Here is a 13,404-nt window from a genome sequence, read left to right as displayed (position 1 = left end):
GTCCATGACCCTGTCCCGTCTGTTATTCAGCTTCGTCTCTCGCCATTGGCGTTCCTACATCCTGGCGGCGCTGATGTTGGCGACGGTGGCGGTGCTGACCGTCATGATCCCGCGCCAAGTGGGTCACATCGTGGATGCGCTGGTGGCGCGCAAGCTGTCCGGCGACGCGCTGCTGGAGCAGTTGGCCTGGCTGCTGGGCATGGGCCTGGCCATCTATTTCCTGCGCGTGGGCTGGCGGCTGCAGCTGTTTTCCGTGTCCTACCAGCTGGGTGTGGAGCTGCGCACCCGGCTCTACAAGCAGCTGTCGCGGCAGGGGCCGGGCTTTTTCCAAAGCCAGCGCACCGGCGATTTGATGGCGCTGGCCACCAATGACATCGACTCGGTGGAAATGGCCGCCGGCGAGGCCATGCTGGCCGGCTTTGACGGCGCGCTGTCCCTGGTGCTGGTGCTGGGCATGATGACGCTGGGCGTGGACTGGCGGCTGGCGCTGGCCGCGCTGCTGCCGTTTCCCTTCATGGCCTGGGCCTTCTCCCGCATCGCCAAATACATCCACCATCACTGGGACGAGGCGCTGAAGCGCTTCGGCAAGCTCAACAATCACGTGCAGGAAACGCTCAGCGGCGTGCGCACGCTGCGCGCGCTGGGGCTGGAAGCGCGCAACGACGCCGAGCTGGCGCAACTGGCCGAGGCCGCCGCTCACAGCAGCTTCGAGGCGCAGCGCGGAGAGGCGGCGTTCGAGCCGGTGGTGGGCGTATCCCTGGTTTCCGCCACCGCCATCGCGCTGACGGTGGGCGGCTATCTGGTATGGCATGGCCAGCTGACCATAGGCGCGCTCACCAGCTTCAATATGTATCTGGTGCAGCTGATCTGGCCGATGTTCGCCGCCGGCTGGGTGCTGTCGCTGCTGCAGCGCGGCTCCGCCGCCTGGCAGCGGCTGCAACCGACGCTGGACGCCGAGCTCGATGTGGCGGACTGCGGCACCCGCGCCGATCTGACGCCCGGCGCCGTGCATTTCGACAAGCTGACTTTCCACTACGCGCCGGACGCCGCCGCCGCGCTGCGCCAAGTGTCCATAGACCTGCCGCCAGGCCGCACGCTGGGCGTGGTCGGCCCCACCGGCAGCGGCAAGTCCACACTGCTGAAGCTGCTGCTGCGGCAATACCCGCTGCTGCAAGGCAATATCCGCTGGAACGGCGTGGACATCGCCGATTACCGCCTGGCGACGCTGCGCAGCGCCATCAGCTGGGTGCCGCAGGAGGCCTTCCTGTTCTCCGCCAGCGTGGCGGAAAACATCGCGCTGGCGCGGCCGGAAGCCAGCCAGGCAGAGATAGAACGCGTGGCGCGGCTGGCGGCGGTGCACGAGGACATCCTGCGCCTGCCCCAAGGCTACAACACGCCCGTGGGCGAAAAAGGCGTGGCCCTGTCCGGCGGCCAGCGCCAGCGCGTCGCCATCGCCCGCGCCCTGCTGGCCGACGCGCCGCTGTTGCTGCTGGACGACGCCTTGTCCGCGGTGGACACCCAGACCGAGACGCAAATCCTGCAACACCTGCGCGAGGCGCGGCGCGGCCGCAGCGTGATCATCGTCAGCCACCGCCTGTCCGCCGTGGCCGACGCCGACCACATCATCGCGCTGCACCACGGCCACATCGCCGAACAAGGCAGTCACGAGCAACTGCTGCAAGGCGATGGCTGGTACGCCAGCCAGTGGCGCTATCAACAACTGGAGGCCAGCCTCGATGAAATCTGACGCCACCCGCACCCAAACCCGCGAGGCCGTCGCCCTGCTGACCGACGCCGCCCGCCCCGACTTGAGCCATCTGTGGCGCGGCGGCGGCTGGCTGCTGATCGCCGCCCTGCTGGAAGCAGCCGCCCCCTTGCTGGGCAAGATCTTCATCGACAGCTATCTGCTGCCGCACCGGCTGGAATGGGGCGCCATCGCCGGCCTGCTGGCCGGCAGCCTGCTGCTGGGCGTGGCGGCCGCCGTGCTGCGCTACCAGCAACTGGTGCGGCTGGCCGGCGTGGCCATGCGCGCGGTGGTTCGGCTGCGCGAGCGAGTGTACGGCCATGTCATCCGCCTGCCCATGGCCTTTTTCGACCAAGCCATCACCGGCCAGCTGGTCAGCCGCGTCACCAACGACACCGAGTCGGTCAAAGCGCTGTATGTGCAGGCGCTGTTCGTCATCCTCAACAGCAGCATCGTGGTGCTGGGCGCGCTGGCGGCCATGGCCTGGCTGGACTGGCGGCTGATGCTGGTGACGCTGCTGCTGTTCCCGGCCACATTCGCCATCATCTGGCTGTACCAGCGGCTCAGCGCGCCGTCGGTGGCGCGCGCGCGCCCTGCGCAGCGACATCAACGCGCAAATGGCGGAGTCGATTGCCGGCATCTCCGTGCTGCAAGCCAGCAATGCCGAGGGCCGCTTCATCGGCCGCTTTGACGACACCAACCAGCGCTACTACCAGGCGCGGCTGCGCGAGCTGAATGCCAACGCCTGGCTGCTGCGTCCGGCGCTGGACCTGCTCAACGTGCTGCTCTTGATCGCCGTGATCTACAGTTACGGCGCGCGCGAGCTGGGCGGCGTGGAAATCGGCGTGCTGTACGCCTTCGTCGGCTATATCGGCCGCGTGGTGGAGCCGCTGATCCAGATCACGCTGCAGTTTGGCCAGCTGCAGCAGGCCGTGGTGGCGGCCAGCCGCGTCAGCTACCTGCTGCGGGAGCCCGCCGCGCAGCAGCCCGGGGCGGACGGCCGCATCGCCGCCGGCGCGGTCAGCTTCCGCCGGCTGACTTTCGGCTACCAGCCGGAACACCCGGTGCTGCATGATTTGAGCCTGGAGATACCGGCCGGCGGCTTCGTCGGCATCGTCGGCCACACCGGCAGCGGCAAGTCCACGCTGCTGTCGCTGCTGCTGCGCTTCTACCGGCCGCAGCACGGCGACATCCTGATCGACGGCCAGCCGCTGGAATCCATCAGCGACGCCGCCTTCCGCGCCGGCATCGGCCTGGTGCCGCAGGACCCGTTCCTGCTGGCGGCCAGCGCGCGGGAAAACATCGACATGGGGCGCGGCCTGTCGCAACAGGCCATCGAGGACGCCGCCCGCGCCGCCGACGTGCACGAGCTGATCCTGTCGCTGGAAAACGGCTACGACAGCGATATGGGCGAAAGCGGCGCGCGGCTGTCCAGCGGCCAGAAGCAGCTGATCGCCATCGCCCGCGCCTTGGCCGGCAAGCCGCGCATCCTGCTCTTGGACGAAGCCACCTCGCACATCGACAGCGAAACCGAACAGCTGGTGCAGCAGGCGCTGACGCGGCTGGCCGGCAAGATCACGCTGATCTCCATCGCCCACCGCCTGTCCACGATACGCGACGCCGACACCATCATCGTGCTGAACCACGGCCGCATTGCCGAAACCGGCGACCACGAACAGCTGATGCGGCTGGGCGGCATCTACCAGCGGCTGTACCTGCTGCAGCAGATGCAGACCGAGGACGAGGCGTGAGCCTGGGTGCGCGCGCGGCCATCCGCGCCGAGGTGGCCGCCATCGCGCCGCTGGACGCGCTGGAGGCCCAACACCGCCAGGCCGCGCTGGATTGGATAGACTCCGGCGCGGAATTGTGGCGGCGAGCGAAACCGGCCACGCCGCCGGTGCATTTGTCGACCTATTTCGCGCTGAAGGACGATGCCGGCCTGCTGCTGGTGGACCATCGCATCGCCGGCTTGTGGCTGCCCGCCGGCGGCCACGCCGAACCCGGCGAGCACCCGCGCGATACGGTGGTCCGCGAGCTGTTCGAAGAACTGGGCGTGAAAGGCTTGCCGGTGCCAGCCGCCTCGTTTCTCACTTGCACCGAAGTCGCCGGCGGCCATACCGATGTGACGCTATGGTATGCGCTGCCGATTTCGCGCTCCCTGCCGCTGCGCCATGGCCAGGAAGAATTCCGCGAAGCGCGCTGGTTTGATTTCGACCAGCTGCCTTCCGCCAGCGAGCCGCATCTCGCGCGCTTTGCCGCCAAACTGGCTAAGATAGACGCCTGAACGCGGGCCCTGGCCCTTTCACACTACCGGAGCCCCCATGTCCCGCCTGCCCTTCCTCGCCAGCCTGCTCTTGCTGTCGCTGGCCTCCCTCTCCTGTCGCGCCGACGACGGCAAGGACCTCGACCTGTCCATCAGCACCGAGCTGATGACCCGGCAAACCCCTTACGGCAATTCCTCGCGGCTGCAGCCCAGCGTGGACATGCAGTACCGCACCCGCTTCGGCGCCCTGTACATCCAGGACGGCGAAGGCGGCTGGGCGCTGCCGGCGCCGGGCGGCTGGGTGTCGCTGGGCGTGGCCAGCGAGCCGGCCTGGAGCCTGGGCGGCGGTGTGTCGCAGAGCCTGGCGCTGGCGCGCTACGGCTTTGACCTGCCGCGCGACGGCAGCCTGTCCTTCGGCTACGCCAGCCGCATCGGCAGCAGCCATCCCGGTCAGTTGCTGGCGGCCACGCTGGACGCGCCGCTGGGCGACTGGATGGGGCAGAAATTCTCGGTGCTGGGCTGGGCCAGCCTGGCCAACCAGAAACGCCGCCTGGGTTTGAACCATAGCGATGACGGCCCCGGCTGGCAGCTGGAACAGAGCAATCTGCTGCTGGTGATGTCGCATCCGCTCGCCAAGCACTGGACGCTGGACCTGGGCGCAGGCAGTCGCTGGGCGGCCGAGAATACCGGCAGCCACACCGCAGGCTGGCAAACCCTGCTGGGCTTCACCTGGAAACTGTGATGCGTTTCGCCCCGCTGCCGGCCGCCGCCTGCCTGATAGACAGCCATTGCCATCTGGACGCGCCGGAGCTGCGGCCGGATATCGACGGCGTGGTGGCGCGGGCGCAGGCCGCCGGCGTGGGCCAATTGCTGGTGCCTGCAGTGACAGCCGGCAATTTCGACGACGTGCTGGCGATGCGCGCCCGTTACGGCTGCTGGATCGCCTTCGGCCTGCACCCGATTTATCTGGACCAGCATCTGGACGATCACTTGGCTCTGCTCGACGCCGCGCTGGCGGCGCATGCGCCGGCGGCGGTGGGCGAAATCGGCCTCGATTTCTATCTGCCCGAGCTGGACCCGATGCGGCAGGAGGCGCTGCTGGTGGAGCAACTGAAGCTGGCGCGCAAGCACGGCCTCCCGGCGGTGCTGCATGTGCGCCGCTCGGTGGACCGGGTGCTGAAACATTTGCGCGAGCAAAAGGTGGAAAGCGGCATCGCCCATGCTTTCAACGGCAGCGAACAACAAGCCCAGGCCTTCATCCGCCAGGGTTTCAAACTGGGCTTCGGCGGCGCGATGACCTACAGCGGCTCACGCCGCATCCGCCAACTCGCCGCCACCTTGCCGCTGTCCAGCCTGGTGCTGGAAACCGACGCGCCGGACATCCGGCCGGAATACGCCCAGGACGTCCCCAACGAGCCGGCGCAGCTGGCGCGCTTTGTCGCCGTGCTGGCCGAGTTGCGCGGCATGGAGGTCTCCACCCTGCAAGACGCGCTCTACGCCAACACGCTGGCGGCGCTGGGATTGGCCTGAGTCGGGTTTCCGTCCGCCGGGCCGCGCTGGCGATGAAAACAGCTATCCGCGCAGCGGATTCAAAATCCAGGACCATCATGCAAAACCCCGGCGCATGGCCGGGGCTTGGGATGCGCGAACCCGCAGCCGGCTCAAGCGCGGAAGCGCTGCAAACAGGTGTCCAGCTCATGCGACAATGCCTGCAGCTCGCTGGCCAGCGCGCTGGCCTCGCCGGCCGCCTCGGTGGTCTGGCCATTCATCTGCGCGATCTGTTCCACATTGCGCGCCACCTCCTGGCTGGCCAGGCTTTGCTCCTTGATCGCGTTGGCGATGTCGGCGATGCGATGCACCGAATGCTCGGCCAGCTCGCGGATCTGCTGCAGCGCATCCGCCACGCTGGAAGCGCTGACCACGCCGGTCTCAATCTTGCCGTTGGCCTGCTGCATGCTCTGGTAGGCGCGCTGGGTGTCGGCCAACACGCCGTCGATATGGCCGGAAATCTCGGTGGTCGCCTGGCTGGTGCGTTCGGCCAGTTTGCGCACTTCGTCCGCCACCACGGCGAAGCCGCGGCCCATTTCGCCGGCGCGCGCCGCCTCGATCGCCGCGTTCAGCGCCAATAGATTGGTCTGGTCGGCGATATCGTGGATCACCCGGACGATGTCGCCAATGTCGGCGGAGCGCTGGTTCAAGCCGTCCATCACGGTAGCGGTTTCGGTGATGGTGCTGGCGATCTGGCGGATCTCGCCGGCCGCCTTCTGCGCCAGCTCGCTGCCCGTTGCAGCTTGCTCCATCGTCTGCCGCGCCTGCCGCTCCACATCCTGGGTGCTGTCCGCCACCAGATTGATGCTGACCGACATCTGCTCGATGGCCGCCGCGCCGCTGGATGCGGCCTCGGATTGATGCGCCGACGCAGACGACACATGCTCGCTGACGACATTCAACTGATTGGCGGCCTTGGCCAACTGCGCCGAGTGGCCCTGCGACTCCACCACCACCGCGCGCACGCTGTCCACCAGCTTGGCCAATGAGGCGGCGGCACTGCCCAACTCGTTGTTGCCGAAATCCGGCAATTGCAGCCGTAGATTGCGCTTGTCCGCCAGCTCCTGATTGGCATCGCGCATTTGCAGCAAGGGTTGGCGGATGGAGGAGATGATGTACCAGGCGATCAGCACGCCTATCACCAGCGCCGCGATGATCTCGGCCAGCATCTGGCTGCGCACGCTGGCGGCCGTGGCATTGATCTCGTCGTCCAGCAAGCCCACCGCATCCGCGGCGTTCTTGCCCAGCACATCCACCACGCCTTCCATCTGGTGGATATTGTCCTTGTACTTTTCCAGCTCGTGGTTGGCGTCAGCGGTAGCGGCAAGCTGCTTGCCCTCCACCTGCGACGACACCTTGCCGAAACCGTCGGCATAACCGCCAAGCAGGCCGGACAGTTTCGACAATTGCTGAGAGGCCTCATCGTTCAGCGGATGGGTGCCGGCCTGGCTGATCGCCAGTTGCGCGTCGGCCTGCGCTTTTTTCCATTTACCCAGGTACTCGGTGCGCTTGCCGTCGTTGGCGATATTGATGAAGTAGTCTTTTTCGAAACGCCGCAGATTGCCCATAGCGCGCTGCAATCGGACAATGTCGGTATAAAAGGCCAACTCGTGCGAGGTGACGTCTTGGGCCCGCGCCGAAATCTTGCCCAGACCCAGTTGCGCCAACAATCCGGTGAGAATGAGCGCCGCCAATAGCAGCGCGAAGCCAAGCGTGATCCTGGCTGCGATAGACAAATTCCGCATGGTATTTCCCCATACCCAATAGAGTGAATGCCGGCCGGGCTGTACCCGGTCTCGTTATATGCTGGGATTCTAGACGAGGGTCGCCACAGGCGGCCACATGCCATATCGCCAACGGGAACATTCACGCGATAACAGTATCCAAAAGCCCAAAAAAAAACCGGCAGCATGAGCTGCCGGACTTTTCGTCTTGTCCATTCACCTCAAGCGCGCTGCTTGAAGCTCCTGGCAAATCCCAATACGCAGATAAAGAATAGTGTACTAACCAGGACTTCACACCATGCCAATCGCTGCGCCAGGCCGTGGTCGGCCCATCCCCTCATCACGCCTTCGGTGAAAAAGCCCAGGATGAACATGCTGGACCATTGGTAGGTATACAGGCGACCGGCCAGGATGCCGCGCAAGGGCAGCAGCAGCAGCAGCGCCTTGAACGCCAGGAAGGAGCCGCCAGCGCGCAGCGGCGCCAGCCACAGCTCCCAAGCCAGAGTCATCAGGATCAGGACGATCAGCGCGGCGGACGCGCCTTGGCGGAAATGATCGCGGCTCATGGCGCTGGCTCGGCCTGAGCGCGTCGCGCCTTGCGCTCCATCAGCGCGGCCACCATCACGCCGGCCTCGTACAACAGCCACAGCGGCACGGCCAGCATGGTCTGCGACAGCACGTCCGGCGGCGTGACGATGGCGGCGATCACAAAGGCGCCGACGATGACATAAGGCCGCGCCTCGCGCAGCTTGGCCACCGACACCACGCCCATCCGCGTCAGCACCACCACGATCACCGGCACCTCGAAGGTGGTGCCGAAAGCCATGAACATGCCCAGCACGAAGGACAGATATTTATCGATGTCCGTCATCATGCTGACGCCGGCCGGCGTCACCGCCGACATGAAATGGAAAACCACCGGGAACACCAGGAAATAGGCGAAGGACATGCCCACCAGAAACAGCACCAAGCTGGCCAGCACCAGCGGCAGGACCAGCTTCTTCTCGTGGGCGTACAGCCCCGGCGCGACGAAGGCCCAGACTTGGTACAGGGTATGCGGCAGCGAGATCAAAAACGCCGCCAGCATGGTCAGCTTCATCGGCACGAAGAAGGTGGACGTCACCTCGGTGGCGATCATGCTGCCGCCGTGCGGCAAGGCGTCCAGGAGCGGCTTCGCCAGCAGGTGGTAGATGTCCGATGACCAGTGGAACAGGCCCAGAAAAACCAGGGCGATGCCCAGCAGGGCGCGCACCAGCCGGGTGCGCAGCTCGATCAGATGCGCGAGCAGCGGTTGTTCGTTCATTGATGGGCTTGCGGAGGAGTTTGGGTTTGGGGCGCCGCGCTACTGCGCGGCGGCATGTCGTCGAACAGGTCCAGCTGATTCTCGTCGCGCGGAGGCGGCGCGTCAGCCGGCTCCGGCGCGGCGCTTTCAGCCGTCGATGCCGCTTCCGTTGCCGGCGCGGCGTCTTCCGGGACGATGCCGCCGTGTATGGTGCGCTCGGCCTCGTGGAACGGCTCCGCCGCCTGCTCGGCCAGATTGCGGGCCTCGGCGGAATGGTGGTCCAGCGCGTCGCGCACCTGCTGCACCTCGGATTCCAGCTGGCCGCGGAAGCTGTGCGCCGCTTCCTGCAGGTCCTGGCGTATGCTGTCCAGTCCCTGCAGATTGGCCTGGTGCTGGATGTCCGCCTTCATCGTGGCCACGAAGCGCTGCGCGCGCGCCACCAGGGCGCCCACGGTGCGCGCCACGGCAGGCAGCCTCTCCGGCCCCAGCACCACCAGGGCCACCACGCCGATCAGGACGAATTCGCCAAAGCTGATGTCAAGCACGCCGCGTCACCATCCGGATTTATTTCTTGTCGGCTTCGCCGTCGATGATGCGGCCAGCGTCCTTGGCCGGCGGCTGGGCATCCTTGGCGCCCTCGTTCATGCCTTCCTTGAAGCCCTTGACCGCATTGCCGAGGTCCTTGCCGATGTTGGGCAGCTTCTTGGTGCCGAACACCAGTACCACGATCAGCAGCACGATCAGCCAGTGCCAGATGCTCAGAGAACCCATTGTGACTCTTCCTTATTCATGAAACAGACGCCGGATCGCATCCCGGCGCGAAGCCGAAAAACGCGTCAGCCCTTGTGGCCGAACACGTGAACGTGAAGATGGAACACTTCCTGGCCGCCGCCGCGGCCGGTATTGATGCCGGTCTTGAAGCCGGACTCCAGGCCCTGCTCCCTGGCCAGCTTGGGGGCCAGCGTCAGGATCTTGCCCAGCACCGCCTCATGCTCCGGGCCGCAGTGCGCCAAGGAGTCGACGTGCAGCTTGGGAATGATCATGAAATGCACCGGCGCGATCGGACGGATGTCGTGGAAGGCCAGCACATCGTCGTCTTCGTAAACCTTGTTGGCGGGAATCTGGCCCGCCACGATCTTGCAGAAAAGACAATCGCTCATCGAATTCAATCCATCATCAAGTGGTTTTGCGCGAGGCTTTCTCGTCCAGCCCGGAGATGCCTTCGCGGCGATGCAGCTCCATCACCACGTCTTCGGGACGCAAGCCATGATATGTCAACAGCACCATGGTATGGAACCACAGGTCGGCCACTTCGCGCACCAGGTGCAGCTTATCCTTGTCCTTGGAGGCCAGCAGCGTCTCCGCCGCCTCCTCCGCCACCTTTTTCAGGATGGCGTCCTCACCCTTGTGAAACAGCGAAGCCACATAGGAAGACTGCGGGGCAGCCTCGCGGCGGGCTTCCAGCGTGTCGGCGATATTTTTCAACACATCCGGGGTCATCTCGATATCCTTTGCGCCGAAATCCGGCGATTATACGCATCCGGCATGGCGAGCCGATGACAGCGCGGCCCGGCCGGTCATTGTAACCCGTCCATCGCGGGCAGCGTTGACCGGCGGCAACTCAGCCGTGGTAAATACTGTGCGGGTCTTTCAGCACGGCGTCCACGGTCATCCAGCCGCCGTTCTCGAAACGGCGGTAGAAACAGCTCTCCCGTCCTGTGTGACAGGCGATGCCGCCCATTTGTTCGATCTGCATCACGATGACGTCGCCGTCGCAGTCCAGCCGCAGCTCCTTCACCGTCTGCACATGGCCGGACTCCTCGCCCTTTTTCCACAGTTTCTGCCGCGAACGGCTCCAGTAGTGGGCGATGCCGGTGTCGGCGGTCAGCTGCAGGCTTTCGCGGTTCATCCACGCCACCATCAGCACCCGGCCGCTGGCGGCGTCCTGGGCGATGGCGGTGACCAGGCCCTTGTCGTCCCACTTCACTTCGTCCAGCCAGCTCATAGCCTCACCTCGATGCCGGCGGCGCGCATGGCCTGCTTGGCCTCGCTCACCGTATATTCGCCAAAATGGAAGATGCTGGCGGCCAGCACCGCGTCGGCGTGGCCTTCTTTGACGCCATCGACCAAATGCTGCAAGTTGCCGACGCCGCCGGAGGCGATGACCGGGATGCCCACCGCGTCGGACACCGCGCGGGTCAGCGGCAGGTTGAAGCCGGCCTTGGTGCCGTCGCGGTCCATGCTGGTCAGCAGGATTTCGCCGGCCCCCAGCGCCTGCATCTTGCGCGCCCACTCGACGGCGTCCAGCCCGGTGCGGTTGCGGCCGCCGTGGGTAAAGATTTCCCAACGGTCGTTTTCCGGCGTGACCGCCTTGGCGTCCAGCGCCACCACGATGCACTGGTTGCCGAAGTGGTCGGACGCCTCGCGCACGAAGTCGGGGTGGGTGACCGCGGCGGTATTGATGCTGACCTTGTCGGCGCCGGCGTTCAGCAGGCGGCGGATGTCGGCGATGCTGCGCACGCCGCCGCCGACGGTCAAGGGAATGAATACCTGCTCCGCCACCGCCTCGATGACGTGCAGAATGATGTCGCGCTGGTCGGAGCTGGCGGTGATGTCGAGGAAGGTCAGTTCGTCGGCGCCCTGCTCATTGTAGCGGCGGGCGATTTCCACCGGGTCGCCGGCGTCGCGCAGGCCCAGGAAATTGACGCCCTTGACCACGCGGCCGGCGGTCACGTCCAGGCAGGGGATGATGCGTTTGGCAAGCATGTAACTATCCAGAAAACTTCAGCCAGAAAACTTCAGGCACGCCAAGCGGCGGGGCCAGCCCGCCGTTTGGCGCGATCAGCCGGGTTTAGCCGGCCAGTTCGTCCGCCAGCGTCTGCGCGGCGGCGAAGTCTATGCTGCCTTCGTAGATGGCGCGGCCGGTGATGGCGCCTTCGATGCCCTCGTCCTCCACCGCGCACAGCGCGCGGATGTCGTCGAGGTTGGTCAGGCCGCCGGAGGCGATCACCGGGATGGTCAGCGCCTGCGCCAGCTTGACGGTGGCCTCGATGTTGACGCCGGTCATCATGCCGTCGCGGCCGATGTCGGTGTAGATCACCGAGTTGACGCCGTAGTCTTCGAAGCGCTTGGCCAGATCGATCACGTTATGGTTGGTGATCTTGGCCCAGCCGTCGATCGCCACCATGCCGTCCTTGGCGTCCAGGCCAACGATGACCTGGCCGGGGAAGGCGTCGCAGGCGTCGTGCAGGAAGCCCGGCGTCTTCACCGCGGCGGTGCCGATGATCACGTAGGACAAGCCCATGTCGAGGTAGGCCTCGATGGTGTCCAGGTCGCGGATGCCGCCACCCAGCTGCACCGGCATGTCGGTGCCGACCTCGCCGAGGATGTCGCGGATCACCGACAAGTTTTTCGGCTTGCCGGCGAAAGCGCCGTTCAAGTCCACCAGATGCAGTCGGCGCGCGCCTTGGTCGCGCCAATGGGCGGCAACCTTGACCGGATCGTCGGAGAAAATGGTGGCGTCGTCCATTGCGCCCTGTCTCAGGCGCACGCACTGACCGTCTTTCAGGTCTATCGCGGGTATCAGCAGCATGGTGCTAGGTGTGTGGGTAAGTTAAACATTGCCGTCCCAGGCCAGGAAATTCTTCATCATCTGAAGTCCGGCGCGGTGGCTCTTTTCGGTGTGAAACTGCGTGGCGAATATGTTGCCACGCCCGACGATACAGGCAAACCGCTGCGGATATTCGCTCTCCGCCAGCGTCAGCGCCGCGTCGGCCGGCGCAAAGTGATAACTGTGCACAAAGTAAAAACGCTCGCCATCGGCGATGCCGGCGAACATCGGGTGGGACTGGGTCTGGTAGACCTGGTTCCAACCCATGTGCGGCACTTTCAGCCGCTCGCCGCCGGCGGTGAGATCGTCGGCAAACCGCAGCACCTTGCCCGGAAACAGGCCCAGGCCGGCGGTGTCGCCCTCCGCGCTATGTTCAAACAATAGCTGCGCGCCTACGCAGATTCCAAAAAACGGCTTGCTCTTCGTAGTTTCACGGACGGCATCGGCCAAGCCGTGGCGGTTCAGCTCGCGCATGCAGTCCGGCATCGCGCCCTGGCCGGGAAACACCACCTTGTCGGCCTGGATCACGGCATCCGGGTCGCGGGTCAGGAATATATCGGCGCCGATGTCGTTGACGGCCTGCAAGGACTTCAGCACCGAGTGCAGATTGCCCATGCCGTAATCAATCACTGCGACTTTCATGCGGAGAGCGTCCCCTTGGTGGACGGCGTGATGCCGGCCATGCGCTCATCATGCTCGCAGGCCATGCGCAGCGCGCGGCCGAAGGCCTTGAAGATGGTCTCGGCCTGGTGGTGGCTGTTGTGGCCGCGCAGATTGTCGATGTGCAGCGTGCTCATGCTGTGATTGACGAAGCCGTGGAAAAACTCCGAGAACAGATCGACATCGAACTGGCCGATGCTGGCGCGGGTATATTCGACGTTGTAGACCAAGCCGGGGCGGCCGGACAAATCGATCACCACACGGGACAGCGCCTCGTCCAGCGGCACATAGGCATGGCCGTAGCGGCGGATGCCTTTCTTGTCGCCGATGGCCTTGGCAAAGGCCTGGCCCAGAGTGATGCCGATGTCTTCCACAGTATGGTGGGCGTCGATGTGCAGATCGCCCACTGCCTGGACGTCGAGGTCGATCAAGCCATGGCGGGCGATCTGATCCATCATGTGGTCGAGGAAGGGCACGCCAGTTTCAAAGCGGCCGACGCCGGTGCCGTCCAGATTCAGCGTGACGGTGATCTGGGTTTCCAACGTGTTGCGGGTGACAGTTGCGGTTCTCATG

Annotated in this window: 18 protein-coding genes; 6 read left to right on the top strand and 12 right to left on the bottom strand. The window is 65.4% G+C overall.

Annotated features, from left to right (window positions below):
• Window positions 1-4: 4 nt before the first annotated feature.
• From BI343_RS11635 to BI343_RS11615, 6 genes are read left to right on the top strand one after another with little or no spacing between them, the layout of a single operon-like run.
• Window positions 5-1,747 (top strand): ABC transporter ATP-binding protein, encoded by a 1,743-nt coding sequence (locus BI343_RS11635; protein ID WP_071109800.1) that lies wholly within the window; start codon window positions 5-7, stop codon window positions 1,745-1,747.
• Entirely contained in the window at window positions 1,737-2,435 is a 699-nt protein-coding gene (locus BI343_RS20185; RefSeq protein WP_211269421.1) for an ABC transporter transmembrane domain-containing protein, read from the top strand. The genes BI343_RS11635 and BI343_RS20185 overlap by 11 nt, the downstream gene beginning before the upstream one ends.
• Window positions 2,362-3,495: an ABC transporter ATP-binding protein gene (locus BI343_RS20180; RefSeq protein WP_211269420.1), complete on the top strand. Its 1,134-nt coding sequence runs from the start codon at window positions 2,362-2,364 to the stop codon at window positions 3,493-3,495. Before BI343_RS20185 ends, BI343_RS20180 begins: the two co-directional genes overlap by 74 nt.
• Window positions 3,492-4,028, top strand: coding sequence for an NUDIX domain-containing protein (locus BI343_RS11625; RefSeq protein WP_071109799.1), 537 nt, complete (start codon window positions 3,492-3,494; stop codon window positions 4,026-4,028). The genes BI343_RS20180 and BI343_RS11625 overlap by 4 nt, the downstream gene beginning before the upstream one ends.
• A 37-nt stretch (window positions 4,029-4,065) precedes the next feature.
• Window positions 4,066-4,749: a hypothetical protein gene (locus tag BI343_RS11620; RefSeq protein ID WP_071109798.1), complete on the top strand. Its 684-nt coding sequence runs from the start codon at window positions 4,066-4,068 to the stop codon at window positions 4,747-4,749.
• Window positions 4,749-5,537 carry a TatD family hydrolase gene (locus tag BI343_RS11615; protein ID WP_071109797.1) on the top strand — a complete coding sequence of 263 codons (789 nt, stop codon included), beginning with the start codon at window positions 4,749-4,751 and terminating at the stop codon, window positions 5,535-5,537. Before BI343_RS11620 ends, BI343_RS11615 begins: the two co-directional genes overlap by 1 nt.
• Before the next feature lie 131 nt (window positions 5,538-5,668).
• On the opposite strand, the gene BI343_RS11610 is transcribed toward BI343_RS11615, so the two are convergent.
• The 12 genes from BI343_RS11610 to hisB all read right to left on the bottom strand — a co-directional run bounded on the left by BI343_RS11610 (window position 5,669) and on the right by hisB (window position 13,403).
• Entirely contained in the window at window positions 5,669-7,300 is a 1,632-nt protein-coding gene (locus tag BI343_RS11610; RefSeq protein WP_071109796.1) for a methyl-accepting chemotaxis protein, read from the bottom strand.
• 200 nt (window positions 7,301-7,500) lie between these two features.
• Window positions 7,501-7,845, bottom strand: coding sequence for a DUF2069 domain-containing protein (locus BI343_RS11605; protein WP_043620442.1), 345 nt, complete (start codon window positions 7,843-7,845; stop codon window positions 7,501-7,503).
• Window positions 7,842-8,582 carry a twin-arginine translocase subunit TatC gene (gene tatC, locus BI343_RS11600; protein WP_043620445.1) on the bottom strand — a complete coding sequence of 247 codons (741 nt, stop codon included), beginning with the start codon at window positions 8,580-8,582 and terminating at the stop codon, window positions 7,842-7,844. The genes BI343_RS11605 and tatC overlap by 4 nt, the downstream gene beginning before the upstream one ends.
• Window positions 8,579-9,106: a Sec-independent protein translocase protein TatB gene (tatB, locus tag BI343_RS11595; protein ID WP_071109795.1), complete on the bottom strand. Its 528-nt coding sequence runs from the start codon at window positions 9,104-9,106 to the stop codon at window positions 8,579-8,581. Before tatB ends, tatC begins: the two co-directional genes overlap by 4 nt.
• Window positions 9,107-9,125: 19 nt before the next feature.
• Window positions 9,126-9,332 (bottom strand): Sec-independent protein translocase subunit TatA, encoded by a 207-nt coding sequence (gene tatA, locus BI343_RS11590; RefSeq protein WP_043620451.1) that lies wholly within the window; start codon window positions 9,330-9,332, stop codon window positions 9,126-9,128.
• A gap of 65 nt (window positions 9,333-9,397) precedes the next feature.
• Window positions 9,398-9,721, bottom strand: a complete 324-nt coding sequence (locus BI343_RS11585; RefSeq protein ID WP_043620454.1) for a histidine triad nucleotide-binding protein — start codon at window positions 9,719-9,721, stop codon at window positions 9,398-9,400.
• Between the two features lie 16 nt (window positions 9,722-9,737).
• Window positions 9,738-10,061: a phosphoribosyl-ATP diphosphatase gene (locus tag BI343_RS11580; RefSeq protein WP_043620457.1), complete on the bottom strand. Its 324-nt coding sequence runs from the start codon at window positions 10,059-10,061 to the stop codon at window positions 9,738-9,740.
• Between the two features lie 121 nt (window positions 10,062-10,182).
• Window positions 10,183-10,566 carry a phosphoribosyl-AMP cyclohydrolase gene (gene hisI, locus BI343_RS11575; protein ID WP_043620460.1) on the bottom strand — a complete coding sequence of 128 codons (384 nt, stop codon included), beginning with the start codon at window positions 10,564-10,566 and terminating at the stop codon, window positions 10,183-10,185.
• Window positions 10,563-11,327: an imidazole glycerol phosphate synthase subunit HisF gene (gene hisF / locus BI343_RS11570; protein ID WP_071109794.1), complete on the bottom strand. Its 765-nt coding sequence runs from the start codon at window positions 11,325-11,327 to the stop codon at window positions 10,563-10,565. Before hisF ends, hisI begins: the two co-directional genes overlap by 4 nt.
• 85 nt (window positions 11,328-11,412) lie before the next feature.
• Complete coding sequence (gene hisA / locus BI343_RS11565) at window positions 11,413-12,153, bottom strand: 1-(5-phosphoribosyl)-5-[(5-phosphoribosylamino)methylideneamino]imidazole-4-carboxamide isomerase (protein WP_071109793.1); 741 nt, start codon at window positions 12,151-12,153, stop codon at window positions 11,413-11,415.
• 21 nt (window positions 12,154-12,174) lie between these two features.
• On the bottom strand, window positions 12,175-12,813 hold the full coding sequence (gene hisH / locus BI343_RS11560; protein WP_071109792.1) for an imidazole glycerol phosphate synthase subunit HisH: 639 nt from the start codon (window positions 12,811-12,813) through the stop codon (window positions 12,175-12,177).
• A complete protein-coding gene (gene hisB, locus BI343_RS11555; RefSeq protein ID WP_071109791.1) occupies window positions 12,810-13,403 on the bottom strand; it encodes an imidazoleglycerol-phosphate dehydratase HisB in 594 nt (197 codons plus the stop codon). The genes hisH and hisB overlap by 4 nt, the downstream gene beginning before the upstream one ends.
• Window position 13,404 lies beyond the last annotated feature (1 nt).

Origin of the sequence: Chromobacterium amazonense, assembly GCF_001855565.1 — a bacterium.
GTDB lineage: Bacteria > Pseudomonadota > Gammaproteobacteria > Burkholderiales > Chromobacteriaceae > Chromobacterium > Chromobacterium amazonense.
Note: the sequence above shows the minus strand (reverse complement) of the source record. Positions and strands in the feature narration are given on the sequence as shown.

What these genes read in the sequence shown, in the direction of transcription:
- hisF (WP_071109794.1), bottom strand. Translation starts at nt 11,327, where the DNA reads ATGCTTGCCAAACGCATCATCCCCTGCCTGGACGTGACCGCCGGCCGC.
- hisI (WP_043620460.1), bottom strand. Translation starts at nt 10,566, where the DNA reads ATGAGCTGGCTGGACGAAGTGAAGTGGGACGACAAGGGCCTGGTCACC.
- BI343_RS11635 (WP_071109800.1), top strand. Translation starts at nt 5, where the DNA reads ATGACCCTGTCCCGTCTGTTATTCAGCTTCGTCTCTCGCCATTGGCGT.
- BI343_RS11585 (WP_043620454.1), bottom strand. Translation starts at nt 9,721, where the DNA reads ATGAGCGATTGTCTTTTCTGCAAGATCGTGGCGGGCCAGATTCCCGCC.
- hisH (WP_071109792.1), bottom strand. Translation starts at nt 12,813, where the DNA reads ATGAAAGTCGCAGTGATTGATTACGGCATGGGCAATCTGCACTCGGTG.
- BI343_RS20185 (WP_211269421.1), top strand. Translation starts at nt 1,737, where the DNA reads ATGAAATCTGACGCCACCCGCACCCAAACCCGCGAGGCCGTCGCCCTG.
- BI343_RS11580 (WP_043620457.1), bottom strand. Translation starts at nt 10,061, where the DNA reads ATGACCCCGGATGTGTTGAAAAATATCGCCGACACGCTGGAAGCCCGC.
- tatA (WP_043620451.1), bottom strand. Translation starts at nt 9,332, where the DNA reads ATGGGTTCTCTGAGCATCTGGCACTGGCTGATCGTGCTGCTGATCGTG.
- hisA (WP_071109793.1), bottom strand. Translation starts at nt 12,153, where the DNA reads ATGCTGCTGATACCCGCGATAGACCTGAAAGACGGTCAGTGCGTGCGC.
- BI343_RS20180 (WP_211269420.1), top strand. Translation starts at nt 2,362, where the DNA reads ATGGCGGAGTCGATTGCCGGCATCTCCGTGCTGCAAGCCAGCAATGCC.
- BI343_RS11615 (WP_071109797.1), top strand. Translation starts at nt 4,749, where the DNA reads ATGCGTTTCGCCCCGCTGCCGGCCGCCGCCTGCCTGATAGACAGCCAT.
- BI343_RS11620 (WP_071109798.1), top strand. Translation starts at nt 4,066, where the DNA reads ATGTCCCGCCTGCCCTTCCTCGCCAGCCTGCTCTTGCTGTCGCTGGCC.
- hisB (WP_071109791.1), bottom strand. Translation starts at nt 13,403, where the DNA reads ATGAGAACCGCAACTGTCACCCGCAACACGTTGGAAACCCAGATCACC.
- BI343_RS11605 (WP_043620442.1), bottom strand. Translation starts at nt 7,845, where the DNA reads ATGAGCCGCGATCATTTCCGCCAAGGCGCGTCCGCCGCGCTGATCGTC.
- tatC (WP_043620445.1), bottom strand. Translation starts at nt 8,582, where the DNA reads ATGAACGAACAACCGCTGCTCGCGCATCTGATCGAGCTGCGCACCCGG.
- BI343_RS11610 (WP_071109796.1), bottom strand. Translation starts at nt 7,300, where the DNA reads ATGCGGAATTTGTCTATCGCAGCCAGGATCACGCTTGGCTTCGCGCTG.